Origin of the sequence: Granulicatella elegans ATCC 700633 (assembly GCF_000162475.2) — a bacterium.
Classification (GTDB): Bacteria; Bacillota; Bacilli; order Lactobacillales; family Aerococcaceae; genus Granulicatella; species Granulicatella elegans.
Map to the genome: position 1 here is coordinate 342,440 of NZ_KI391971.1, position 25,062 is coordinate 367,501.

20 protein-coding genes and 1 other annotated feature are annotated in these 25,062 nt (G+C 33.3%); of the genes, 19 read left to right on the plus strand and 1 reads right to left on the minus strand.

Going from position 1 to position 25,062, the window contains the following annotated elements:
- The first annotated feature begins 139 nt into the window (after window positions 1-139).
- The 7 genes from secA to tnpA all read left to right on the plus strand — a co-directional run bounded on the left by secA (window position 140) and on the right by tnpA (window position 11,023).
- Window positions 140-2,581 carry a preprotein translocase subunit SecA gene (gene secA, locus HMPREF0446_RS01505; RefSeq protein WP_006703540.1) on the plus strand — a complete coding sequence of 814 codons (2,442 nt, stop codon included), beginning with the start codon at window positions 140-142 and terminating at the stop codon, window positions 2,579-2,581.
- A 59-nt stretch (window positions 2,582-2,640) separates the two neighbouring features.
- Window positions 2,641-3,754 (plus strand): peptide chain release factor 2 gene (prfB, locus tag HMPREF0446_RS01510; RefSeq protein WP_156902302.1). Its coding sequence is split into 2 segments (ribosomal slippage): window positions 2,641-2,697 and window positions 2,699-3,754, totalling 1,113 coding nucleotides; the frame shifts between segments, so codons are not numbered across the junction.
- Between the two features lie 476 nt (window positions 3,755-4,230).
- Window positions 4,231-5,670, plus strand: a complete 1,440-nt coding sequence (locus HMPREF0446_RS01515; protein ID WP_006703542.1) for a hypothetical protein — start codon at window positions 4,231-4,233, stop codon at window positions 5,668-5,670.
- A gap of 120 nt (window positions 5,671-5,790) precedes the next feature.
- The gene (gene ftsE / locus HMPREF0446_RS01520) at window positions 5,791-6,477 is read left to right on the plus strand and encodes a cell division ATP-binding protein FtsE (RefSeq protein ID WP_006703543.1); all 687 of its coding nucleotides are present in this window, start codon (window positions 5,791-5,793) and stop codon (window positions 6,475-6,477) included.
- Window positions 6,467-7,354 (plus strand): permease-like cell division protein FtsX, encoded by an 888-nt coding sequence (gene ftsX, locus HMPREF0446_RS01525; RefSeq protein WP_020991267.1) that lies wholly within the window; start codon window positions 6,467-6,469, stop codon window positions 7,352-7,354. Before ftsE ends, ftsX begins: the two co-directional genes overlap by 11 nt.
- 66 nt (window positions 7,355-7,420) lie before the next feature.
- Window positions 7,421-7,632, plus strand: a binding site (T-box leader).
- A 61-nt stretch (window positions 7,633-7,693) separates the two neighbouring features.
- Window positions 7,694-10,339, plus strand: coding sequence for a valine--tRNA ligase (locus tag HMPREF0446_RS01530; protein ID WP_006703545.1), 2,646 nt, complete (start codon window positions 7,694-7,696; stop codon window positions 10,337-10,339).
- Between the two features lie 219 nt (window positions 10,340-10,558).
- On the plus strand, window positions 10,559-11,023 hold the full coding sequence (gene tnpA, locus HMPREF0446_RS01535) for an IS200/IS605 family transposase (protein WP_006703546.1): 465 nt from the start codon (window positions 10,559-10,561) through the stop codon (window positions 11,021-11,023).
- 432 nt (window positions 11,024-11,455) lie between these two features.
- Here the strand turns inward: tnpA and HMPREF0446_RS01540 are convergent, their stop codons facing one another.
- Window positions 11,456-12,736, minus strand: a complete 1,281-nt coding sequence (locus HMPREF0446_RS01540; protein ID WP_006703547.1) for an ISL3 family transposase — start codon at window positions 12,734-12,736, stop codon at window positions 11,456-11,458.
- 165 nt (window positions 12,737-12,901) lie between these two features.
- On the opposite strand from HMPREF0446_RS01540, the gene HMPREF0446_RS01545 reads away from it, so the two are divergent.
- From HMPREF0446_RS01545 to HMPREF0446_RS01600, 12 genes are all read left to right on the plus strand, one after another.
- The gene (locus HMPREF0446_RS01545) at window positions 12,902-14,188 is read left to right on the plus strand and encodes a bifunctional folylpolyglutamate synthase/dihydrofolate synthase (protein ID WP_051349233.1); all 1,287 of its coding nucleotides are present in this window, start codon (window positions 12,902-12,904) and stop codon (window positions 14,186-14,188) included.
- Between the two features lie 64 nt (window positions 14,189-14,252).
- On the plus strand, window positions 14,253-14,939 hold the full coding sequence (gene radC, locus HMPREF0446_RS01550; RefSeq protein ID WP_006703549.1) for a RadC family protein: 687 nt from the start codon (window positions 14,253-14,255) through the stop codon (window positions 14,937-14,939).
- A 182-nt stretch (window positions 14,940-15,121) separates the two neighbouring features.
- Complete coding sequence (locus HMPREF0446_RS01555; RefSeq protein WP_006703550.1) at window positions 15,122-15,490, plus strand: PBECR3 domain-containing polyvalent protein; 369 nt, start codon at window positions 15,122-15,124, stop codon at window positions 15,488-15,490.
- A 266-nt stretch (window positions 15,491-15,756) separates the two neighbouring features.
- Complete coding sequence (locus tag HMPREF0446_RS01560; protein WP_020991268.1) at window positions 15,757-16,830, plus strand: D-alanine--D-alanine ligase; 1,074 nt, start codon at window positions 15,757-15,759, stop codon at window positions 16,828-16,830.
- Between the two features lie 47 nt (window positions 16,831-16,877).
- A complete protein-coding gene (locus tag HMPREF0446_RS01565; protein WP_006703552.1) occupies window positions 16,878-18,266 on the plus strand; it encodes a UDP-N-acetylmuramoyl-tripeptide--D-alanyl-D-alanine ligase in 1,389 nt (462 codons plus the stop codon).
- A gap of 249 nt (window positions 18,267-18,515) precedes the next feature.
- Complete coding sequence (locus HMPREF0446_RS01570) at window positions 18,516-20,045, plus strand: DEAD/DEAH box helicase (protein ID WP_006703553.1); 1,530 nt, start codon at window positions 18,516-18,518, stop codon at window positions 20,043-20,045.
- A gap of 213 nt (window positions 20,046-20,258) precedes the next feature.
- Window positions 20,259-21,143, plus strand: coding sequence for a DUF4300 family protein (locus tag HMPREF0446_RS01575; protein ID WP_006703554.1), 885 nt, complete (start codon window positions 20,259-20,261; stop codon window positions 21,141-21,143).
- Window positions 21,144-21,311: 168 nt separating this feature from the next.
- Window positions 21,312-21,677 carry a holo-ACP synthase gene (gene acpS, locus HMPREF0446_RS01580; RefSeq protein ID WP_006703555.1) on the plus strand — a complete coding sequence of 122 codons (366 nt, stop codon included), beginning with the start codon at window positions 21,312-21,314 and terminating at the stop codon, window positions 21,675-21,677.
- Window positions 21,678-21,695: 18 nt separating this feature from the next.
- A complete protein-coding gene (alr, locus tag HMPREF0446_RS01585) occupies window positions 21,696-22,811 on the plus strand; it encodes an alanine racemase (protein ID WP_006703556.1) in 1,116 nt (371 codons plus the stop codon).
- Between the two features lie 18 nt (window positions 22,812-22,829).
- Window positions 22,830-23,168 (plus strand): type II toxin-antitoxin system PemK/MazF family toxin, encoded by a 339-nt coding sequence (locus HMPREF0446_RS01590; protein WP_006703557.1) that lies wholly within the window; start codon window positions 22,830-22,832, stop codon window positions 23,166-23,168.
- A gap of 111 nt (window positions 23,169-23,279) precedes the next feature.
- Window positions 23,280-24,374: an ABC transporter permease gene (locus tag HMPREF0446_RS01595; RefSeq protein WP_006703558.1), complete on the plus strand. Its 1,095-nt coding sequence runs from the start codon at window positions 23,280-23,282 to the stop codon at window positions 24,372-24,374.
- A 1-nt stretch (window position 24,375) separates the two neighbouring features.
- Window positions 24,376-25,053 carry an ABC transporter ATP-binding protein gene (locus HMPREF0446_RS01600; protein ID WP_020991269.1) on the plus strand — a complete coding sequence of 226 codons (678 nt, stop codon included), beginning with the start codon at window positions 24,376-24,378 and terminating at the stop codon, window positions 25,051-25,053.
- Window positions 25,054-25,062 lie beyond the last annotated feature (9 nt).

Sequence of the window (25,062 nt, forward strand, 5' to 3'; positions counted from 1 at the left end):
CAGAGTTGGAAAATTTTTTCCAACTCTGCCTTTTTTTCTTTTCTATTTTGAATAATGATGGTAAAATGAATAAGATGCAATTGGTATACTCATTTGCAAGATAGATGATTAGGAAAGAATAAAATAAAGGAGTCATAGAATGGCAAATTTTTTAAAGCAATTAGTTGAAAATAACAAACGCGAAGTTCGTAAACTTGAAAAATTAGCGGATAAAGTAATTAGTTTGGAAAGTAAAATGGAAGCATTAAGTGATGCAGACTTTCCAGTAAAAACAGAAGAGTTTAAAGCAAGATATGCTTCAGGAGAATCATTAGATAAATTATTACCAGAAGCGTTCGCTTTAGTACGTGAGGGTGCTAAACGTGTACTAGGTTTATTCCCTTATAAAGTTCAAATTATGGGAGGAATTACTCTACATAATGGGAATATTGCGGAGATGCGTACAGGGGAAGGTAAAACTTTAACAGCAACAATGCCAGTATATTTAAATGCACTTTCAGGGGATGGTGTACACGTAGTAACAGTTAATGAATACTTATCTACACGTGACGCGAAAGAAATGGGAGAATTATATAATTTCCTAGGATTAAGTGTAGGGGTAAACTTAACTGGACAATCACCAGAAGAAAAACGCGCAGCTTATTACGCAGATATCACATATAGTACAAACAGTGAATTAGGATTTGACTACTTACGTGATAACATGGTGGTGTATAAATCACAAATGGTACAACGTCCATTAAACTATGCGGTAGTTGACGAAACAGACTCAATTTTAATTGACGAAGCTCGTACACCATTGATTATTTCAGGTCAAGCTGAAAAATCTACAGTTTTATACCAACGTGCAGATTTCTTTGTTAAAGCATTGAAAGAAGATGAAGACTACACTATTGATCTAACTTCTAAATCTATTTCATTAACAGATGAAGGGATTAATAAAGCGGAACAAACTTTCCGTTTACCAAACTTATATGATATAGATAATTCAGCGTTAGTTCACCACATTGACCAAGCATTACGTGCAAACTACATTATGATTCGAGATATTGATTATGTAGTAGATGAAGGGCAAGTAAAAATCGTAGATGGATTTACAGGTCGTATTATGGAAGGTCGTCGTTATTCAGATGGTTTACACCAAGCGATTGAAGCTAAAGAAGGTGTAGAAGTTGAAAATGAATCTAAAACAATGGCGACAATTACTTACCAAAACTTCTTCCGTATGTATCGTAAATTATCTGGTATGACAGGGACAGCTAAAACAGAAGAAGAAGAATTCCGTGAAATTTATAATATGAATGTTATTAGTATTCCAACGAACCGTCCAATTCAACGTATCGATGCTCATGATGTAATTTATCCATCATTGAAGAGTAAATTTAAAGCAGTCGTTCGTGATATTAAAGAACGTCATGAAAAAGGACAACCAATTCTTGTTGGTACAGTAGCAGTTGAAACAAGTGAGTTAATCTCACAAATGTTACATCAAGAAGGAATTCCTCACGAAGTATTAAATGCTAAAAACCACTTTAAAGAAGCAGAAATCGTTATGATGGCTGGACAACGTGGTGCCGTTACAATTGCAACAAACATGGCAGGTCGTGGTACAGACATTAAGTTAGGTAAAGGTGTTAAAGAATTAGGTGGTTTATGTGTTATCGGAACAGAACGTCATGAAAGTCGTCGTATCGATAATCAGTTACGTGGACGTTCTGGACGTCAAGGAGATCCAGGTGCGACTCAATTCTACTTATCATTAGAAGATGACTTAATGAAACGTTTCGGTGGAGAAAGAATGCAAGCAATCTGGGAAAGATTAAATATTGACGAAAATGGAGACGACAATTTCATCCAAAGTAAAATGTTATCACGTCAAGTTGAATCTTCTCAAAAACGTGTTGAAGGAAATAACTATGATACACGTAAAAACGTATTACAATATGACGAAGTCATGCGTGAACAACGTGAAATCATTTATTCACAAAGATTACAAATTATTAATGAAGAAAATTCATTAGAAAAAGTAACAAAATCAATGATTCGTAGAACAATTCACCGTATGGTAGAAAATCATACATTAGGTGAAAAGAAAACTTGGGATTTAGAAAGCTTAGTAGATTTCGCAGCTAATGCAATTTGTCATCCAGACGATATTTCATTATCTGACTTAAAAGGAAAAACTCCTTCAGAAATCGAAGGTCTATTGAATGAGAAAGCAATGGAAATTTACAAAGAAAAACAAGAGCAATTAAATGGGGATTCTCAAATGCTTGAGTTTGAAAAAGTTGTTATTTTACGAGTAGTTGACCGTAAATGGACGGATCATATCGATGATATGGATCAATTACGTGAGGGTGTAGGTTTACGTGGATATGCACAAATCGACCCATTAACAGAATATCAAACAGAAGGTTTCAATCGTTTCCAACAAATGATTGCGGCTATTGATTATGATGTGACTCGTATCTTGATGAAATCTCAAATTCGTCAAAACTTACAACGTGAACAAGTACAAGGTGCTAGAAGTGTGATTGCTCAAGGGCATGATCGTCCAACTGAGGAACCAGAACAAGCATAATAAGAAGTAGGCTGGGCAAAAGTCCAGCCTACCTTTTTACAATGAGATAGGAGAATGGTATGGAAATTAGTGAAATCAGAAATGCATTAGAAAAAATGAGTACGCAAATGACAAGTTATAGGGGGTCTCTTTGACTTAGATCATTTAGAAGAAGACATTGCTTCTTATGAGCAACAAATGTCTGAACCTGGATTTTGGGATGATAATGAAAAAGCACAAATGGTCATTCAAAAAAGTAATGAATTAAAAGCTGTATATGATACCTTTCATCAATTAGAATTGCAAGTAGAAGAAGTGGAACTATTATTTGAAATGTATAAGGAAGATCCCGAAGAAGAAATTCATGATGAATTAGTGGAACGTGTTCATAGTGTAGAAAAAGAACTAGAAAAATATGAATTGAGTATGTTACTAAGTGGGCCTCATGATAAATGTAGTGCGATTTTAGAAATTCATCCAGGAGCTGGTGGGACAGAATCGCAAGACTGGGGAAGTATGTTGTTAAGAATGTATACACGATGGGCTGAACAACATGGATACCGCATCGAAACAGTCGATTATCAAGATGGAGAAGAAGCGGGTATTAAGTCTGTTACTTTATCTATTGAAGGATTAAATGCTTATGGTTATTTAAAGAGCGAAAAAGGGGTGCATCGTTTAGTGAGAATTTCTCCATTTGATGCTGCCGGAAAACGCCATACTTCGTTTTGTTCCATTGATATTATGCCTCAATTAGAAGGCGATATTGATATTGAAATTAATCCAGATGATTTGAAAATTGATGTATATCGTGCGAGTGGTGCTGGTGGGCAACATATTAATAAAACTTCATCAGCTGTTCGTATTACACATATTCCGACTGGGATTGTAACTCAAAGTCAGGCGCAGCGTTCGCAATTTAAAAATAAGGATCAAGCGATGGCGATGTTAAAAACAAAATTATATCAATTAGAAGAAGAGAAGAAAGCAGCTGAATTAGCTGAAATTCGTGGCGAACAAAAAGATATTGCTTGGGGTTCTCAAATTCGGAATTATGTTTTCCATCCGTATTCATTAGTGAAGGATTTGCGTTCTGGTCATGAGACAGGAAATATTGGTGCTGTCATGGATGGAGATTTAGATCCATTTATGGATGCGTACTTAAAATGGACACTATCCGGCGAAACGGAATAAAAATTGACTTTTTAAATAGTAGAAAGAAGACGCCAGCAGCTTCGCTTTGCGAATCTCATGGCTAAACTTTGAGCCTAAGGTCTCAAAGTTTCCTGTGATAGAAACCACATCTCGTGGTTTCTATCACTAATACTACTATAAAAAGTCATTTTTATTTGAACGGAAATCGAATGAGGGTACGTATAAAACAGTGACTTTTTAATATAGTAGTAGGAGGACGCCAGCTGCTTCGCTAGGCGAATTTCATGGCTAAACTTTGAGCCTGGGTCTCAAAGTTTCTAGAGGACGCCAGTAGCTTCGTAGGTGAATCTCATGGCTAATGCTACTAAGAATAATGATTAAAATAAAGTTGTTTGGGGTCATATCTAAACAACTTTATTTTTTCGGAAAAAAGTACGAAAAAATAGAAAAAATAATTGTTTTAAAAGGATGGAAGCAGTAAAATAAAAATAAGATAAAAAAGGGGGTTTTTGGGAATGCAATATGCAGTTAGTGAACTTCGTGGATTATTGGATACAATGGATATGATTGAAGAATTAATTCAATCGTATGAGAGCTTGGATAAATATCAAAGGAATCATGATATTCATATTATTCGATTTGAGTTTATGGATAAGTATATGAGATCTCAAAGTTCATTGATGATTTATCAGTATTTTATGAATCATTTAGACGAGTTAACTCCTAATGAACAAAGGAAGATTCAAAAAATTTCCGATTATTATTTAAAAGATAAATATGCTGAGAAATTTTTCGGGAAAAGTTATAACGTAGTACAAGATGAATTAAAAGACAAATGGCAGGAGTCTTTAAACTCAAATCAATTCGAGGAATCGTTCGAGCAAGATTTAGATCGTCTCAGATTGTTTTATTCCAATTATTTTGTAGAAAAATTTCAACTTCAATCTCCTAAATATAAAGATTTTTTAACGAATATGTATGGCGAGGAATTTGTATACTCGTGTTGTGGACAATTAAAAAAATATCGTGAAAAAATCATCCGTTTTTATCAATCCTATCTTTTATCTCAAACAATTCCAACAAATGCAAGTGTCTCTGATTTGAGAATTACAGAGCAACAAGCGTTCTATTTCTTTAATTTCTTTTTAAATCAATTTAGTAGTTTAATCCATTCTTGTAACGTTAAAGTAGAATTTACTCAAAAAGCAAAGATTATCAAAATCAATCAAAAATTCCTTATTAATTTATCCCCATATCACTCTTTTTCAGTTTCTTTATTTGAATTTTTAACCTTATTAGGTGAAGTTTATTCTAAAATTTTAGAAAAACCATTAAAAAATGAACAAACAGAAGAATCTAAAAGTTACGAAAAACAAGCTTTTAGTTGTTATGCTACTCTCATACCTATTATTTCTATTGATTTTTCTAAGATGATTGAAAAATTTTTTGTGGGAATAGGGAGTGCTGAAGAAATTTATAATATTTTATTAAAAAATTATTTAGCAATTAGAAGAAATCCTATCTCATTATCCAATATTAATGTCTTTCAATTGTTTTTAATTGATATGATAGGGTATGAATTGGAGGAAAAGTGGATTGATGGAGAAATTACTTCAAGAGAATTATTAATCAAATGGCAGGAATTAATAGTTGAATATTTTGGTAAGACTTCTTTTAATGAGTTTGAAATTACATTGAGAATATTTCAACACCTGTTAGAAGGGGTAGGGATTCCATTAGTAAGAATTGGAATTATATTAACTGCTTTTGAACGTGGGATGTTAAATGATCATTATGATCATCCTTTTAAACCATTATTACATCATTTTAGAAATCAAACTTTATCTTCGTTTTGTGTGGATGAAAAGTTTTTATCTCCTCATCTAATAAAAGAGGAGAACTTGCAATATTTATTATTATATCTGACACAACTTTATCATCAAGTTTCACTATAGTAGAATAACCTCGCAGTGTTAAATTGACATATTTTTGTAATATGCTGTCAATAGAATGTCATCTGAAAAATGGTATAATGGATAAGACATATACTATGATTAGAGAAAGCTGGTGAGCAAATGATTGAAATGATGAATGTTTCAAAGAAATATGGAAAAGGTATTTTAGCCGTTAATAATTTATCTGTAAGAATTCAAGACGGAGAATTTGTATATGTTGTAGGCCCATCAGGTGCAGGAAAATCTACATTTATTAAAATGATGTATCGTCAAGAAAAAGCTACCAAAGGAAGAATTACCGTTGGAAAATATGATTTAACGAAAATGAGAGAACGTGAAATTCCTCATTTAAGACGTTATGTAGGCGTAGTTTTCCAAGATTTTAAATTATTACCACGTTTAACCGTATATGAAAATGTTGCATATGCGATGGAAGTAATTGAAAAAGCACCAAAAGAGATTCAACGTCGAGTTGAAGAAGTATTAGCATTAGTAAACTTAAAACACCGTATGACTATGTTCCCGGATCAGTTATCAGGGGGAGAACAACAACGTGTTGCAATTGCAAGAGCGATTGTAAATACTCCAGCTGTATTAATTGCTGATGAGCCAACAGGTAACTTAGATCCAGAAACTTCTATGGAAATTATGGATATTTTAGAAAGAATTAATCAACAAGGGACAACCATTGTAATGGCAACTCATAATAGCCAAATTGTAAATGAAAAGAAACATCGAGTTTTGGCAATTGAAATGGGACGCATTGTCCGTGACCAAGAGGAAGGGGAGTACGGATATGAAGATTAGAACTATGTTGCGTCATATTCGTGATGCGGTTAAAAGCTTATTCAGAAATGGTTGGTCAACTTTTGGAGCGATTTCTGCAGTATCAATGGTATTATTATTAGTAGGAGTTTTTGTTTCGTTATTATTTAATATGAATAAAATTGCGACAGATATTGAGCAAGACGTGAATGTACGAGTTTATATTGATTTAGCAGCAGATGAAACAAAAACTGAAGAATTAAGAGCTGCAATTGAAGCATTAGAAGCAGTTTCTACAGTAAAATTCCGTTCAAAAGATGAGGAGTTAGAGGATATTACAAAGAGTGTTGCTCAAGAATTTGAGTTGTTTAAAAATGATAGTAATCCTTTAAGAAATGCATTTGATGTAAGTACAAAAAATCCAAAGCAAACAAAAGAAGTTGCCACTACGATTGAAAAAATGGAATACGTAGCTCGTGTAAACTATGGTGGAGCTCGTGCGGATACGTTATTTAAAGTTATTGCAACAGCTCGAAATGTAGGAATAGGAGTTATTGCTGTATTAATTATTATTGCTCTTTTCTTAATTTCTAATACAATTCGTGCAACGATTCATGCTCGTAGAACAGAAATTGAAATTATGCAATTAGTAGGAGCGACAAAAGCTTATATTCGTTGGCCTTTCTTCTTAGAAGGTGGATTAATTGGGTTAATTGGCTCAATTGTACCAATTGCTTTATTATGGGCTTTATATGTATGGATTTATAAAGGTGGAAGTGATTTCTTTGCGGGATCAACTTTTAGCTTATTAGCACCAAATCCTTTCTTATATCGCTTATCTTGGGCGATGGCTGGAGTAGGGATTTTAATTGGATCATTTGGTTCTATTTTCTCAATGCGTCGTTTCTTGAAAAAATAAGTGTGATAAATGGAAGGAAAATCATTTGCAAGTATTCTTAAACAATGGTAGACTATATTCCATAGAATAAAAGCATTGCACAAGAGGAGTAATACGAATTTTAGTTGATAGAGAGAGAAGGGTTGGTGAAACTTCTTAACAAATTTGTATGAAGGTAGCTTGTAAGTTGGCTAGGGGAATCATAGTAACTTAGCTCGGAGTAGACTTCGTTAACAACGTTAAAGGCATCAGTTATGATGCGAATATTAGGTGGTACCACGAAAATAATCGTCCTATGAAGTGAATTCTTCATAGGATTTTTTTATTGTATCAAAATCATTTCATTAAGGAGGAAAAAGAATGGCAAAAGAAATGTCACCAAAGTTTCAACCACAAGAAGTTGAAGCAGGAAAATATCAATGGTGGGTTGAATCAGGAGTCTTCCATCCAAACGAAGATCCAAATGCAGAACCTTATTCAATCGTTATCCCACCACCAAATGTAACAGGTAAATTACATTTAGGACATGCGTGGGACGTTACATTACAAGATATGATTATTCGTCAAAAACGTATGCAAGGGTACGATACATTATGGTTACCAGGTATGGACCATGCCGGAATTGCGACTCAAGCAAAAGTAGAAGAAAAATTACGTGGAGAAGGTTTATCTCGTTATGACCTTGGACGTGAAAAATTCTTAGAACAAACATGGGAATGGAAAGAAGAATATGCAAGCCATATCCGTGAACAATGGGCAAAAATGGGAATCTCTGTAGACTATCGTCGTGAACGTTTCACATTAGACCAAGGCTTATCAGATGCTGTTAAAAAAGTATTCGTAACATTATATGAAAAAGGCTTGATTTACCGTGGAGAATACATTATTAACTGGGATCCAAAAGCAAAAACTTCATTATCAGATATCGAAGTTATTCATAAAGATGTAGAAGGTGCTTTCTACCATATGAATTATCCATTAGCAGATGGAAGTGGAGTATTAGAAGTTGCAACGACTCGTCCTGAAACGCTACTTGGAGATACTGCTGTTGCAGTTCACCCTGAAGATGAACGTTATCAAGCATTGATTGGAAAAACAGTTATCTTACCATTAGTTGGAAAAGAAATTCCAATTATTGCTGATGAGTATGTTGAACAAGATTTTGGAACAGGGGTTGTAAAAATTACACCTGCTCATGATCCAAATGACTTTGAGGTAGGTAATCGTCATAATTTACCACGTGTAAATGTGATGAATGATGATGCAACGATGAATGAATTAGCTGGAAAATACGAAGGTATGAATCGTTTTGCAGCTCGTAAAGCTATTGTTAAAGATTTAGAAGAAGCAGGTCTTCTTGTAAAAATCGAAAAACATGTTCACAGTGTGGGACATTCTGAACGTACAGATGTTGTTGTAGAACCTCGTTTATCAAAACAATGGTTTGTTAAAATGGGACCTTTAGCAGAACAAGCAATTCAAGCACAACGTGCAGAAGAAGACAATACGGTTAATTTCTATCCACCACGTTTTAATGATGCTTACTTACGTTGGATGGAAAATATTCATGACTGGGTAATTTCTCGTCAATTATGGTGGGGACATCAAATTCCAGCATGGTATCATAATGAAACAGGTGAAGTATACGTTGGAATGGAAGCTCCAGCAGATGCAGAAAACTGGACACAAGATGTGGATGTATTAGATACATGGTTCTCATCTGCATTATGGCCATTTTCAACAATGGGTTGGCCAGATGTTGAAGCTAGCGACTATAAACGTTACTATCCAACAAGTACACTTGTAACAGGTTATGATATTTTAACATTCTGGGTAAGTCGTATGATGTTCCAAGGATTAGAATTTACTGGCAAACGTCCATTTAAAAATGTATTAATTCACGGATTAATTCGTGATAGCCAAGGACGTAAAATGAGTAAATCTCTTGGTAATGGTGTAGATCCAATGGAAGTTATCGAACAATACGGAGCAGATGCATTACGTTGGTTCTTAGCAAATGGTTCAGCACCTGGACAAGACGTTCGTTATTCAACTGATAAAATGGATGCTGCATGGAACTTTATCAATAAAATTTGGAATGCTAGTCGTTATGCATTAATGAATATTGGTGATTTAACAGTGGATCAATTAGATATCACTGGTGAAAAAACATTAGCAGACAAATGGATTTTAACTCGCTTAAATCAAGTCATTGCTAAAGTAACAGAATTATTCGAAAAATTTGAATTTGGTGAAGCGGGTCGTCTATTATATCGTTTCATTTGGGATGATTTCTGCGACTGGTATATTGAAATGTCTAAAGAAACATTAGCAGGAAATGATGAAGCTGCTAAATTAACAACTCGTAGTATTTTAGTGTATGTATTAGATCAAACATTACGTTTATTACATCCAATTATGCCATTCGTAACAGAAGAAATTTGGCAATCAGTTCCTCATATTGGAGATTCATTAGTAGTTGCTTCATATCCAGTTGTACAAGAAAGTCAAATGGATGAAGTAGCAGCAGAAAAAATGGAATTCTTAATGGACTTTATTCGTTCCGTTCGTACAAGCAGAAATGAAATGAATACACCATTATCTAAACCAATTGCAATTGTTGCCAAAACTTCAAGCGCAGATATTCAAGCTATTTTATCAGAAAATGAAAGCTATATTGCTCGTTTCTGTAATCCTGAATCATTTGAATATGGTTTAGAAGTAGAAGCACCAAGCCACGCTGTAACAAGTGTGATTAGTGGAGCTGAAATTTATTTACCATTAGCAGGATTAATTAATATTGATGATGAAATTGCTCGTTTAGAAAAAGAAGCGGCTAAATTACAAGATGAAGTGAATCGTGTAGAGAAAAAATTATCAAATGAAAAATTCGTTGCGAAAGCACCAGAAGCTGTTGTAGAAGCAGAACGTGCCAAAGGTAAAGAATACGCTGATCAACGTCAAGCAGTTCTAGAACGTATTGCAACATTAAAAACATTAGCATAAAAGAATACTGAGATAAATCAGGTGTTCGATAAATCCTGTTGGTGAGAAATCACTAGCAGGATTTTTTATTATGTGACTTTCAGTCCGTCACGCTCCGTAGGTGCGTGACAAATAAACCACCCGCTATGCGGGTGCGCATCAAAGGTTATACCAAAAAAAACTCCAATCGCGATACAATAAAGGTGTTCAAGCCTATCATATAGCGAGAGGAGAAAAAATATGGCTGAAAAAGCTAATAGTTTATCACATACAAAATGGATGTGTAAATACCACATTGTTTTTACACCTAAGTATAGACGGAAAGTTATCTATAATCAATATAGGAAAAGTTTGGGAGAAATATTTCGTCGATTGTGTAGTTATAAAGGGGTAGAGATTATAGAAGGACATCTTATGCCGGATCATGTTCATATGTTGGTAAGTATTCCACCAAGGATAAGTATTTCAAGTTTTATGGGGTATTTAAAAGGAAAAAGCGCACTAATGATGTTTGATAAACACGCAAATTTAAAATATAAATTTGGGAACCGTCATTTTTGGGCAGAAGGTTATTATGTAAGTACAGTAGGACTCAATGAAGCTACCATAAGAAAGTATATACAAGAACAAGAAAAACATGATATAGCAATCGATAAATTAAGTGTAAAAGAGTATGAGGATCCCTTCAGGGATGATGGTAAGTAATACAAACGCCTCTTTAAGAGGCAAGTGACGAGTCAAAAGCAATAAGGCTTGAACAAAGTGAAAGCCAGCGTCTTGAGGCGCTGGCTTGTAATCTGGGCTTATAGCCCCGGTTCAAACCACCCGTTAGACGGGTGGTCATGATTTGGGCTCATCGACAAATTCTGTTGGTGGATCAAATTTAACACCAAATTAAGTCTTTAATTTTTAATAATAAGGTGAGAGAAACTGAAATATTTAGTCTATTGATGAATCCACCACAAACATAACTATGAATGAAATCTAGTTTTAACTTTATAATGAGCAGGGGCATGTTATCCGCGATTAGCGGTTTGGGGGCTGTGAAATTTGATATTATTTTTCGCTTCCCCCAATTCAACATGCCCATGGAGGCTCATTGTCAAGTTAAAACGACTCTATACAACCTCTCTTAAATCATAATGATTTTCTATTGACCGGGGTAAAGAAACACCCTTTGATAATCTTAATTCTTAATTTCATATTCTCAAAATTTCGATATCCATATGCCACACGTTTAATCACTTTAATGAAATTATTCGTTCCTTCAATAGCTCCATTGGAATATCCTGTCATAAATACTTGATAAATCCCATCCTTAAAGCGTTTGAATACTTCAAACTTCTTCTTAAATTCATAAGGTAATTGTTTTGGAATCTGTTTTATACATGTCATAAATACCTCATAATCTTTCTTCTTGTAGGCTTTTCTAAGTTCTTGAATGAAATCATATGCGTCTGATAACACTTCATCAAAACTCAATAGTTTTTCCACTAATTGTGCTTGGGTGAGATGCGTTTTAAAGTGATAGTTATAGCGTAGCTTTTCTTCATCCAATTCTTCACTTGGTTTTAACAGTAGTTTCCAGTAACGTTTTAATGTCTTCTGTTGTGTTGATTTAGCAGAGAATTGCTTCATAATTACAACTCGAAGTTGATTAAAATTACGATTCATATGTTGGACAATATGGAATCGATCTACTACGATAACAGCGTTTGGAAATACTGCTTTAATAAGGTTTTGATAAGAAGCATTCATATCCATCACTAAATATTTTACTTTTAAACGTTGTTTACGGGAGAACTTCATAAAGAAAGAAATCAATTCATGAAGTGTTCTACCAGGTAAAATATCAATTAATTGGTGATTTTCTCCATCTAAACAAATGAAATTCATTTTCCCTTCTTGCGTTTTAACGCCTCTAAATTCATCTAAACAAAGCACTTTAGGTAAATAGTTATATCGTTGCATTGTTTTTATTTTAAACTTTTTCATCACTCTTTCGACTGTCTTGTCAGAAATTGAAAGAAGTTTGGCAATTGTTTTTCTAGAAAAGTTTTCTTTTAAGTACAACATAATTTGGCACGCTAAATCATAAGAAATATTACTATTTTTGGGAACAAGAGGGCAATCTGTAACCCAAGTTTTACGACAATCTTTACAGATAAATCGTTGTACTTTTAATTCTAAAAGAGTTTTATTCCCGTATAGATGTGGAATTCTAATTTTATGTTCCATTGGAGAATGTTTAATGACATTTTTACTAGAACAATATGGACAAGAAGTACAAGTATTTGTCCAAGTTCCTTTAACTTTATGAACAATTTCGTGGTTTTCTGTCACCGTTTCTAACCAATTTTCATCCGCAATAAAATTTTTTTCTGTTAATCCTAGTAATTTTCGTATACAATAGTCCATGAGAGAAATCCTCCTTTGATTGGTTTTGGTCGACTTAATCATAACCTGGATTTCTCTTTTTTTCATATAAAAAATCCTGTCGGTGATTTCTCACCAACAGGATTTGTCGAACAACCTTTATTTGTTCAAGATTATTATGTCTTGCAAGTTGAAGAGGGAATTTGTATGATGAAAAATGAAAGAAGGGGAATCATGCAAACAGTTAGAGAGTGGATCTTAGATCGAATGAAATATAAACGAAAATACGGATTAGACAGAATGAGAGTATTAATGTCGCTTCTTGGAAATCCTCAGGAAGATTATCCGATTATTCATGTAACAGGAACAAATGGAAAAGGTTCAACAATTGCGATGTTATCGTCCTTATTTGTTCATCATGGGCAAAAGGTAGGAGCATTTGTTTCCCCTCATTTAATCGATTATACGGATCGGTTTTTAATCAATGGTAACGTAATGCCCGAAGAAGATTTTGAAATCGTTGGAAATCTCGTTCAACAAGCAGAAGTAAAATTGATAGATGAGTATGAACCATTAAGTTTCTTTGAAATCATGACGGCTATGGCGTTAGTCTATTTTTCTAGAAAAAAAGTAGAAGTTGCTTTATTAGAAGTAGGGATTGGTGGATTATTAGATACAACTAATATTGTCCATTCAACGATGAGCGTGATTACATCGATTGGGATGGATCATGAAGAAATGTTAGGAAATACGCTTGAAGAAATTGCGATTCAAAAAACGGGAATTTTTAAACCAAATCAAGAAGTCGTATTAGGAAAATTACCAACAGAAGCACTACAAGTAGCTGAAGTAGTCGGAAAAGCTTATAACTGTGACTTACATACGTTCGAACGAGAGTTTAACATCGAACCGTTTGAAGATGGGTTTATTTTTACAAATTCAGATACTCGAATTCACATTTCTTATCTGAATTTGAAAGGAAATTATCAATTAGAAAATGCTGCAGTAGCGTTAGAATGCTTTTTACAATTTGAAAAGAATTTCCAACTGCCAATTGAACTATCTGCCATTCAAGAAAGTTTCCAAACGGTTACTTGGCCAGGAAGAATGGAAGTAGTGCATCAAAGTCCTACAGTAATATTAGATGGAGCTCATAATATTCATGCATTAAAACGATTTGTTGAAACGGTGAAACAACATGGAGAACTGGAAGCTCAACATACGATTTTATTTTCTGCACTAAAGAGAAAACACTATATAGAAATGGTCGATTATTTACGAAAAGAGTTACCTGAAGCTCGTTTAGTAGTAACAACATTTGAGTATGCAGGTGCAATTGAAAAAACGGACTACCCTTCTAGTGAGATTGAATTTGTAGAGAATGCTCAACAATTTATCGAGAATTACATTAACAAAACGTCAGACCAAGAAATACTTTGGATTACAGGTTCACTTTATTTTATTTCTTTTGTGAGAAAAATTTTTATAAAATAAATATTTTTAAGCCTTTTTTGCGTATATATAAGTTGAAAGAACTATAGCAAAAGGGGGAAATAAAATGGAAATGGATCAACAATTATTAGAATTGCCATTAGAATCTATGCCAAGGGAGAGATTAGAAAAATTAGGAGCTAAAAGTTTAGAAACTTATGAATTATTAGCAATTTTGCTTCGGACAGGATCCAGAGAATTAAATGTATTGCAATTATCGAAAGTTGTGTTGAATACGTTTGAAGATTTATTTACATTAAAAATGGCAACAGTAGAAGAATTAATGGCGATTCATGGAATTGGACGAACAAAAGCTATTGAATTAAAAGCTGCAATGGAATTGGGAATTCGATTAGGAACAGCGAAGCAAACAAAATTAGGACATATTACAAGCTCGCAAAAAGCAGGAGAATGTATTATGGAAGAATTGAAAGATTTATACCAAGAACATTTAATTGCATTATTTTTAAATTCAAAAAATGAAGTTATTAAGAAAAAAATTATTTTTCGAGGAGGACTGAATCAAGCAGTCGTTCATCCAAGAGAAATTTTTAGAGAAGCGGTTCGTTTTTCTGCAGCAAGAATCATTATCGGACATAATCATCCAAGTGGAAATGTTACTCCGTCTCAAGCTGATATTGATTTTACAAGACGATTATCAGAATGTGGAGAAATGATGGGAATTGAATTGTTAGATCATTTTATTGTGGGGGATCATACCTATTGCTCTTTAAAGGAAGAGGGGTATTTCTAAAGAGGGATATTTAATTTGAAATTCTTAGATTTAAAAGGTTAAAGTTTTATCAAAAAAGTCAAATTAAAATTTACTACTTACATAAGATAGATTTCATTTATTTTTACTATTGTGATAATTTCTATAATACTTCCCACAATAGTTAACAAGTTTTGCTACACTTTATGTGGGAGGATTGGATAATGAAAGTTGAGAGGTATATTAAAGAATTATTAGGTATAGTTAGTGAAGTCCAGAATATTAAGTATTCAAAAACTAATCTTGAAAAACATTTAATTAAAAGAAACCATATAGATGTTTTAAAATATTTTGATAAGATAGAAGAAATTATAAATAATCCAGATTATGTAGGAATGAATCCAAATGAAAAATCTGAGAGTATAGAGTATGTAAAGATTTTTGAAGATAATGTTTTAGTAGCATTAAAAATTCATGGTTCTAAGGATTTTTATTATATACCTAGTATGTATACAATAACAGATTATAAATTGCAATCCCGATTATTTAGTGGGAGACTGAAAAAAGTTGACAATAAAAATAATAAGCCGTAAAATACAGATAACAAGTATTATTCTTTGAGGGCAGAAAGGGTTCCTGCCGCACCTTATTGAGGTACCTGAGATGCTGGATACACCGACCAGCCAAGGAATAATCGTAAATCTGTTGAAGAGTCAAGTTCGCTTGGCTCTTTTTATATTTTCTGAAGGTGTTTTTGCAAAATGTGAGTACCTTGTCAGTTTATAGTGCATTTGATATACTAGTGTATGAACTATGAAAGAAGTATCTAGATAAGATAGTTCTAGTTGGAGGATTGTTTATGAAAATTATAGTCGTTTATGGAGGCAAAAGTGCTGAACATGATATTTCAATTTTAACGGCTTTTTCAATTATTAAAGAAATCTATTTTGATTATTATGAAGTTCAACCAGTCTATATTAATCGAAAAGGAGAATGGCTGAAAGGTGAACCATTAACAGGTCCTGTAGCTTTTTCTGAAGCATTAAGATTAGAAGTAAGTCAAGAAGCTCACTTTGCAACAAGTGAAGGAGAAGTTTCGACAGGTGTACTTGTAACTCCTTATGATTTAAAAGAAGAGGAATGTGTGGTTTTCCCAGTATTACATGGACCTAATGGGGAAGATGGAACCATTCAAGGATTGTTTGAAATGATGGATGTTCCTTACGTTGGATGTGGCGTATTGGCAAGCGCTTGTGGAATGGATAAAATTACAAGCAAACAATTATTCCAACAAGCAGGATTACCACAATTACCATATGTACCATTTAATAAAACTCAATGGAAACAAAATCCTGAAAGTATTTTTAATAAAATTGAAGGTACATTAATTTACCCAGTATTTGTTAAACCAGCTAATATGGGATCAAGTGTAGGAATTTCAAAAGCAGAAAATCGTGAAGAACTAACCACTGCAATTGTTGAGGCTTTGAAATATGATCGTAGAATTGTAGTAGAACAAGGAATTGAAGCAAGAGAAATTGAATGTGCGGTTCTAGGAAATGATGAAGCGAATACTTCTGTTGTAGGTGAAATTGTAAAAACAAGTGGATTTTATGACTACAATGAAAAATATATTAATAATACTGTCACCTTAGAAATTCCAGCGCAAATTTCAGATGAAGTTTCTGCCAAAGTAAGAGAATATTCTGCAAAAGCATTCCGTGCCATTGATGGTAGTGGGTTAACAAGATGTGATTTCTTCTTAACGGAAACAAATGATATTTACATTAATGAAGTAAATACTTTACCAGGATTTACTCAATTTAGTATGTATCCACTTCTATGGGAAAAAACAGGAATTTCTTATAAAGATTTAGTTGAAGAATTAATTCAATTAGCTTTAAAACGTTATAAAGATCGACAAAATGGATAAGAAAGGCGCCTCACAGAGGCGCTTTTTGTGAGAGAGGAAGTAAAAATATGGCAATCGGAACAGTTGCACAAATTGTAAAAGCTGTTAAAGCAATTGATTATCAAACAGATTATCGTTTTGATATGATTGAGTCAGTTTCATTTGATACAAGAAAATTATCTCAAAATAGTCTATTTATTCCTTTAAAAGGACAAACAGATGGACATGATTATATTCAACAAGCAATAGATCAGGGCGCAAAAGCTGTATTTTGGGGAAGACAAGACCAAACTCCACCAGAAGGAATTTGTGCGATATGGGTGGATGATCCACTAGAAGCTTTCCAAGAATTAGCAAAATGGTATTTGGAAAAAATTCAACCAAATGTTATTGGAATTACAGGAAGTTCTGGGAAAACAACGACAAAAGATATGACAGCTGCAGTACTTGCTAGTCGTTATCGTGTCTATAAAACGCAAGGAAATTTTAATAATGATATTGGATTACCTCAAACGATTTTAGATATGCCAGAAGATACCGAACAATTAGTATTAGAAATGGGCATGAGTGATTTTGGTGAAATTGAATTTTTAAGCAAACTAGCAAAACCTTCTGTAGCAGCGATTACTCTAATTGGTGAATCCCATATGGAAAATTTAGGAAGTCGTGCAGGAATTGCAAAGGCTAAATTAGAAATCTTAAAAGGATTGCGTGAAAAAGGAAGTATCATTTTCCCAGCAAATGAACCTTTATTAGAACAACAACTAGAAGAAATGCAGGCAGAAGAACACTTTAAGGTGTTACCGTTCGGAGAAGGTAGTAGCAGTGTGATTCAGGCTGAAAATATTCAATTATTTGAAGACCATACTATTTTTGATTTAGTGAAACCTTCTAAACAGTCTGTTCAACTTCCTGTATTAGGAGCTTACAATGTCAATAATGCGCTAGCTGCCCTTCAAGTAGGATTAGAATGTGGTGTGCCATTAGAACAAGCAATTGAAGCAATTCAACAGTTTGAATTAACAAAAAATCGTACGCAATGGGTAGATGGCATTCATGGTTCTAAAATTTTAAATGATGCCTATAATGCAAGTCCAATTGCGATGAAATCTGTGATCCAATCCTTTACATCTGTAGCAACTAAAGGACGTAAAATTGTCGTGTTAGGAGATATTCGTGAATTAGGAGAACAATCAAAAGCATTACATGCTAGTATTTCTGAAGTGATGTTCCCAGAGGACATTCAAGAAGTGTATTTATATGGGGAAGAAATGAGTGCTTTATTTGAAGCATTAAAAACTCGTTTTGAAGCATCTCACTTACATTATGTTGAAAATGATAAACAGGCATTAATCCGACTGTTGGAAGAGGAATTGCGACAAAATGATCAAGTATTAGTGAAATCTAGTAATGGTACTGGATTGTTATCAGTCGTAGAGGCCTTAAAAGAAGGTTAATTTCTATTTGTTCAGTATTTCATTTGTGAAATTTAAGGCCTTTTCTTTGCAATCTAGCTTTGAACATGCTATAGTACTTGAAGAGTTGAGAAGTTTACACAAATGTAATGATATATATGATGAAGATTGAACAAGTAATATTGTATAATCTCATAATGTTCAGAAGTCTGGAGCTCAAGATGTTCCAGACTTTTATTGTGAAGGTAAAATACCTCGTGTGCTTCTCTTCAGTAGTACAAGGAGGAAAATATGAAATTTAATGAATTAGGCTTAGATTCAGCCTTATTAGAATCAATTGAAAAAATGGGATTTGAGGAAGCTACACCTATCCAATCACAAACGATTCCATTAGCCTTAGCAGGCAAAGACGTCATTGGTCAAGCGCAAACAGGTACAGGGAAAACAGCTTCTTTTGGATTGCCAATGCTTCAAAAAATTAATCTTCGTAATCGTAAAGTACAAGGATTAGTCATTGCTCCAACACGTGAGTTAGCGATTCAAACTCAAGAAGAATTATATCGCTTAGGAAAAGATAAAAAAATTCATGTACAAGCAGTTTATGGTGGTGCAGATATTGGTCGTCAAATTCGCCAATTAAAAGATCAACCACATATCGTAGTAGGAACACCTGGACGTTTATTGGACCATATTTCTAGAAAAACACTTCGTTTAGACAATATTGAAACATTAGTATTAGATGAAGCAGATGAAATGTTAAACATGGGATTTTTAGAAGATATCGAATCGATTATTAAATTAGTTCCAGAAAACCGTCAAACTTTATTATTCTCTGCCACAATGCCAGATGATATTAAACGAATTGGAGTTCAGTTTATGAAAGAACCTGAACATGTTCGTATTAAATCAAGTGAAATGACAGCGACATTAATTGATCAATATTTTGTAAAATGTAAAGATTTCGAAAAATTTGATATTATGACTCGTTTATTAGATGTTCAAACACCAGAATTAACGATTGTATTCGGCCGTACAAAACGTCGTGTGGATGAATTAGCACGTGGACTTGAAATGCGTGGTTTTCGTGCAGAAGGAATTCATGGAGATTTAAGTCAACAAAAACGTATGAGCGTTTTACGTGATTTTAAGAATAATCATTTAGATATTTTAGTAGCAACAGACGTAGCAGCACGTGGATTAGATATTTCAGGTGTAACGCATGTTTATAACTACGATATTCCACAAGATCCAGAAAGTTATGTTCACCGTATTGGACGTACAGGACGTGCGGGACAAGAAGGAATGTCTGTTACTTTTGTAACACCAAATGAAATGGATTATTTAAGAGTCATTGAAGATTTAACTCGTAAGAGAATGACTGCATTACGTCCACCAACTCAAATGGAAGCAATAGAAGGACAAATGAAATCTGCCATTGAGCAAATTGATGAAAAGATGAAGTCAGTAGACACACGTCGTTTCAAAGAAGCTATTTCTTATTTATTAGATGAATATGAAGCAGATGAATTAGCAGCATTATTAGTGAGTGGAATGATTAAAGACCCAACAGAAATTCCTGTTAAAATCACTCCAGAACGTCCGTTACCAAGCCGTAAACGTAGTAATAACCGTGGAAACTACAACCGTAGCGATCGTAAAGATAATCGTGGACGTAATGGTAAAGGAAGCTTCAAACGTAAAGAAGACCGCCGTGGTCGTGGGTTAGACGAAGAATATACTCGTGGATATAAGAGTAAAGATTCTCGTCGTAGAAATCATAAAAAGAAATCTGACAAAGGATTTACAATCCGTCAAAAATAATCAGTGATAAGACGACTTCGGTCGTCTTTTTTTGTATTTAAATTCTATCAAGATAAAATCACTAAAGCTTTTTGTTAAATACATGTTATAATAATGAAAACGTTATCTTGGATAGATAATGTTTCTTTATTAAAAAAGGTAGTTTTTTTGAAATTGTATAGTGATAACTTAAAAAAGTAAGTTTTAAAAATTTTTTTGATAAGGGAGAAACAAATGAAACAATATAGTAAATTAGTAAAATTTAGTTTTTGCACAGCTTTTGTACTGAGTTTGGCTGCTTGTAGCCCAAATTCGAAACATAATGGAAGTACAAAAGAAGAAATAGAAACAACTCAACTTCAAAAAGAGCCTGTTTCGTGGAATGCATCTTATTCGAATTTAAATAATCAAGTAAGTGCAGAAGAAGTAGAGTCATTATTATATGCTTATTTAGATAAAAATAGTGTAGATGAATTCTTTAACTCCGTAAATGATTATAATCATACAGTTGGAGAAACAGAATTAACAGGAGATTTTAAAACATTTACAACTACAGAATATGATGTTGAAAAGATTAGTTCGCTTTGGGGTAAGAAAAAGGGAGACTTTGTAGGAACAAATTGTAGAATTACAACTTATACTTTATTGAAAAATACCGTTAAAATTCCTTCAATTGAGAAAAATGATGAATTATTATTTTTAGATAATGAGGCGATTGATAAAGGTAATTTAATGAATGATAAGGATAAGCAAGAGTTTGATATTTTATTTTCACGTGTGAAAACAGAAGCTACGACCGATATGAAAGTTCACGCAGAAAAAATGGAAAAATTCTTTAAGCAATTTGAATTTAATGAACATGCAAGAATGCTTTCTGTTGTTTTACATGATAACTTAGATGGAGAATATTTATTTGTAGGACATGTAGGAGTTTTAGTGCCAGCAGAAGATGGATTTTTATTTGTAGAAAAATTAACATTTGAAGAACCATATCAAGCCATTAAATTTGCGAGTAAAGAAGATAGTTATAAATATTTAGCAACAAAATATGAACATTATACAGGAGATGGCTTGGCAAAACCATTTATTATGGATAATGATCAATGGGTAAAAGAGTAAGGTAGAGTAAAATTTTATAAAACCAAATGGATTAAGACGGCTCCGGTCGTCTTTTTTCGTTCCTATAATTGAAACAAAATTTACTAAAGATTATTAAATTTTTCTGACAAATAGTATTTCATTTGATACAATAAGAAGTAACATTATGTTTTTAAAGGGAGAATTGAAATGGCGATTATTGGTGTCGGAATGGATGCTATTGAATTATCACGAATTGAAAAAATTGTAGTACAAGATTCATCTTTCATTCAACGAGTATTAACTCCAATGGAATATTCTGTGTATGAAACTTTAGGGATGAAAAGAAAAGTTGAATACTTAGCTGGAAGATTCGCAGCAAAAGAAGCGTATTCTAAAGCGTTAGGCACTGGAATAGGGAAAGCTGTGTCTTTTCAAGAGATTGAAATTCTAAATGCTGAGACTGGACAACCAGTATTAACTGCTCCGCACCATTATCAAAAACATGTCAGTATCACGCATACAAACCATGATGCGTATGCTGTCGTTATATTAGAAGAGACTCCCCAAATATAGAAGAAGGAAAGTGAAGATATGTTTCCTGCAATTCATAGGAATACACGTGTAATCGTTCATTTAAATGCAATTAAACAAAATATTAAAGCTGTTAAAGATCATTATCCCAATACAGATATTTTTGCCGTAGTAAAGGCAAATGCTTATGGACATGGAATGATGGAAGTGGCTAAAGCGGCTCATGAAGAAGGAGTTGCGGGGTTTTGTATCGCATTATTAGATGAAGCGATTCAATTAAGACAAGAAGGATTCCAAGAACCGATTCTGATATTAGGAATTAGCCGATTAGAAGATGTACCAATTCTCTGTGACTATCGTATATCTACTACAGTGAGTTCTTTGGATTGGTTAGAAAAAGCACAGACTCTAATTCCAGATGGAAAGCAACTGATTGTGCATCTAGCGATTGATACAGGGATGGGAAGAATTGGCGTTCGAACACCAGAGCAAGTTCAAGAGATCGAACAATTTTTAAGAGAACATGATTCGCAATTTGTTTTTGAAGGAATCTTTACTCATTTTGCGACTGCTGATGAAGCAGATACGAGTCAGTTTGAACAGCAGTTGAAATCATTTAACGAGTGTGTTGAAGCTTTAGAACAACGTCCTACTTATGTTCATTGTTCAAATTCAGCTGCGGCTATTTGGCATGAAGGATTAACAACAAATGTTATTCGCTGGGGTATTGGCTTGTATGGATTAAATCCTTCTAATGGAGGATTAAGACTTCCTGATACATTACCATTAGAAAAAGCATTAACTTGGGAAACGGAGATTGTTTTTGTAAAACAATTACATGCAGGGGACACAATTAGTTATGGTGCTACCTATACTTGTAGTGATGATGAATGGATTGCCACATTACCAGTAGGATATGCTGATGGCTATCTTCGTGCGTATGCTCCTGGTGAAGTCATTGTTTCTGGAGTAAGATGTCCGATTGTTGGACGAGTATGTATGGATCAATGTATGATTCGTCTTCCTTATGAAATTCCTGTTGGTACAAAGGTAACTCTATTAGGAAAAAATGGTAATGAGCGCATTACAGCAGAAGAATTGTCTCATAGAAGCCACACAATTTCATATGAATCACTTTGTTTAATTAGTGATCGTGTGCCAAGAAGTTATAAATGATGATTAGGAGAAAGATAAATGGTAAAACGAGGAGAAGTATATTTAGCGGACTTATCTCCTGTAGTAGGAAGTGAACAGGGAGGAAAACGTCCCGTTCTAATTGTTCAAAATGATGTTGGAAATCATTTTAGTACGACGGTCATTGTCGCTGCTATTACGGCAAAACACGAAAAAGCAAATTTACCAACACATATTGAAATTCAAAAAGATCAATTTCAATTTAGCAGGGAATCTACTGTATTATTAGAACAAGTTCGTACAATTGATAAAGTTCGATTAATTGAAAAAATAACAGAAGTTGATGATGCCTTTATGGAAAAAGTAAATGAAGGACTCAGAATTAGTTTTGGAATTTAAAGGAATAACCCGTTGTTCAATCAACGGGTTATTTTTTTAGTCAATGTCATATTCAGGTCATATTTCTCTTTTATAGTAGACATATACATTGAGAACAAAGGAGAATTTTATATGAAAATTGCATGGAATGAAATTAAATATCAACCTAAAAAATTTATTTTAATCGAGGTACTAATCGTCATAATGATGTTTATGGTTATCTTTTTATCTGGATTATCAAATGGTTTAGGAAGAATTATTACCGCACAAATTGAAAATTTTGGAGAAGTACATTATATTCTTTCGAAAGATTCGCAAGGGGTTATCCCTTTTTCTAATTTAACAAATCAAAATGTAACAGAAATTGAAGCCTTAAAATTAGAAGATTCTTTTGGGTTAGTCATTCAACGTTCATCTCTTTCTAAAGAAGATGAAGATAATAATCAAGATGTAACGTTTTTTGCAATCGATCAATTAAATTTAGTATCAAGTAAAGTAGAAACGATGGATTATTCATTAGAAAAATTAGGAAATCAAGAAGTGGTATTAGATGAATCGTATAAAGAAAAAGGAATTGCAGTAGGAGATACGATTCAAGATAAAACTTCAAAAGAGAATTTAACAGTAGTAGCTTTTGCAAAAAATGCTAAATATGGACATAGTTCGATTGCGTTTGTAACAACAGAAACATATGAAGCGATGCGTAAAAAAATTGATCCAAATTACACTTGGAAGCCACAAACAATTATAACGAATCAAACAATCAATTCAGAAGATTTATCAAGTCAATTGGTTGTCTACAATTCAAAAGAATTAATTAAAAAAATTCCAGGGTATACTGCTACAAATCTAACTCTAACAATGATTACATGGGTATTATTAGTAGCGTCCTCAGCAGTTTTAGGAGTATTCTTCTATATTTTAACACTACAAAAATTACAACAATTTGGGGTGTTAAAAGCAATTGGAATGTCTATGAAACAAATTACCATGATTCAATTATCTCAAATTAGTATTTTATCTATTATCGGAGTAAGTATTGGATTAGGGTGTGCTTTAGGTTTAGTTTTTGTTCTCCCAAGTTCAATGCCTTTTTATATGACATTACAAGGAAATGTAACAATTGCATTAAGTTTTATTATGATTTCTATATTATGTGGAATATTATCCATCTTAAAAATTAAACAAGTAGACCCAATTGAAGTCATTGGTGGAAAGGGTGAATAAAATGTCAGTTATTGAATTAAAAAATATTACAAAATCATTTATGGATGGAATGCAAAAAAGAGAAATTCTTCATGATTTGAATTTGACAGTGAATAAAGGGGAATTTGTTGCGATTGTAGGGCCTTCAGGTTCAGGAAAATCAACGTTTTTATCGATTGCTGGATTATTATTATCTTCTGATTCAGGAGAAATTCATATAGCAAATCAAAATTTAACAAATGTAACGCAAAGTGAATGGACTAAGAAGCGTTTAGAATTATTAGGATTTATTTTCCAAGATCATCAATTATTGTCTTATATGACAGTCGGAGACCAATTAGAAGAGGTTTCTAAATTAAAAGGACAAAAAGATGCTGCTAAACGTAAAGAAGAAGTTCAAACATTATTAAAAGAATTAGGAGTAGAGGGATGTTATTATTTATACCCAAATCAAATTTCTGGTGGGCAAAAACAAAGAGTTGCCATTGCAAGAGCATTTATCGGAAATCCGCAATTAATTTTAGCAGATGAACCAACGGCGAGTTTGGATCCGGAAAAAGCACAGGAAATTGCACAATTAATTCAAAGAGAAGTAAAAGAAAAACAAAAGAGTGCTATTATGGTTACTCATGACCGTTCTGTATTAGAATATGTGGACACTGTCTATGAATTAAAAAAAGGAAGTTTAGTTCGCCTATAAGAAATATGC

Coding starts and splice junctions, on each gene's coding strand:
- HMPREF0446_RS01555 (WP_006703550.1), top strand. CDS start 15,122: ATGAAAGTTGAGAGGTATATTAAAGAATTATTAGGTATAGTTAGTGAA.
- HMPREF0446_RS01540 (WP_006703547.1), bottom strand. CDS start 12,736: ATGGACTATTGTATACGAAAATTACTAGGATTAACAGAAAAAAATTTT.
- tnpA (WP_006703546.1), top strand. CDS start 10,559: ATGGCTGAAAAAGCTAATAGTTTATCACATACAAAATGGATGTGTAAA.
- radC (WP_006703549.1), top strand. CDS start 14,253: ATGGAAATGGATCAACAATTATTAGAATTGCCATTAGAATCTATGCCA.
- HMPREF0446_RS01570 (WP_006703553.1), top strand. CDS start 18,516: ATGAAATTTAATGAATTAGGCTTAGATTCAGCCTTATTAGAATCAATT.
- secA (WP_006703540.1), top strand. CDS start 140: ATGGCAAATTTTTTAAAGCAATTAGTTGAAAATAACAAACGCGAAGTT.
- alr (WP_006703556.1), top strand. CDS start 21,696: ATGTTTCCTGCAATTCATAGGAATACACGTGTAATCGTTCATTTAAAT.
- HMPREF0446_RS01530 (WP_006703545.1), top strand. CDS start 7,694: ATGGCAAAAGAAATGTCACCAAAGTTTCAACCACAAGAAGTTGAAGCA.
- acpS (WP_006703555.1), top strand. CDS start 21,312: ATGGCGATTATTGGTGTCGGAATGGATGCTATTGAATTATCACGAATT.
- HMPREF0446_RS01515 (WP_006703542.1), top strand. CDS start 4,231: ATGCAATATGCAGTTAGTGAACTTCGTGGATTATTGGATACAATGGAT.
- HMPREF0446_RS01565 (WP_006703552.1), top strand. CDS start 16,878: ATGGCAATCGGAACAGTTGCACAAATTGTAAAAGCTGTTAAAGCAATT.
- HMPREF0446_RS01600 (WP_020991269.1), top strand. CDS start 24,376: ATGTCAGTTATTGAATTAAAAAATATTACAAAATCATTTATGGATGGA.
- HMPREF0446_RS01575 (WP_006703554.1), top strand. CDS start 20,259: ATGAAACAATATAGTAAATTAGTAAAATTTAGTTTTTGCACAGCTTTT.
- HMPREF0446_RS01560 (WP_020991268.1), top strand. CDS start 15,757: ATGAAAATTATAGTCGTTTATGGAGGCAAAAGTGCTGAACATGATATT.
- HMPREF0446_RS01545 (WP_051349233.1), top strand. CDS start 12,902: ATGATGAAAAATGAAAGAAGGGGAATCATGCAAACAGTTAGAGAGTGG.
- HMPREF0446_RS01590 (WP_006703557.1), top strand. CDS start 22,830: ATGGTAAAACGAGGAGAAGTATATTTAGCGGACTTATCTCCTGTAGTA.
- HMPREF0446_RS01595 (WP_006703558.1), top strand. CDS start 23,280: ATGAAAATTGCATGGAATGAAATTAAATATCAACCTAAAAAATTTATT.
- ftsX (WP_020991267.1), top strand. CDS start 6,467: ATGAAGATTAGAACTATGTTGCGTCATATTCGTGATGCGGTTAAAAGC.
- ftsE (WP_006703543.1), top strand. CDS start 5,791: ATGATTGAAATGATGAATGTTTCAAAGAAATATGGAAAAGGTATTTTA.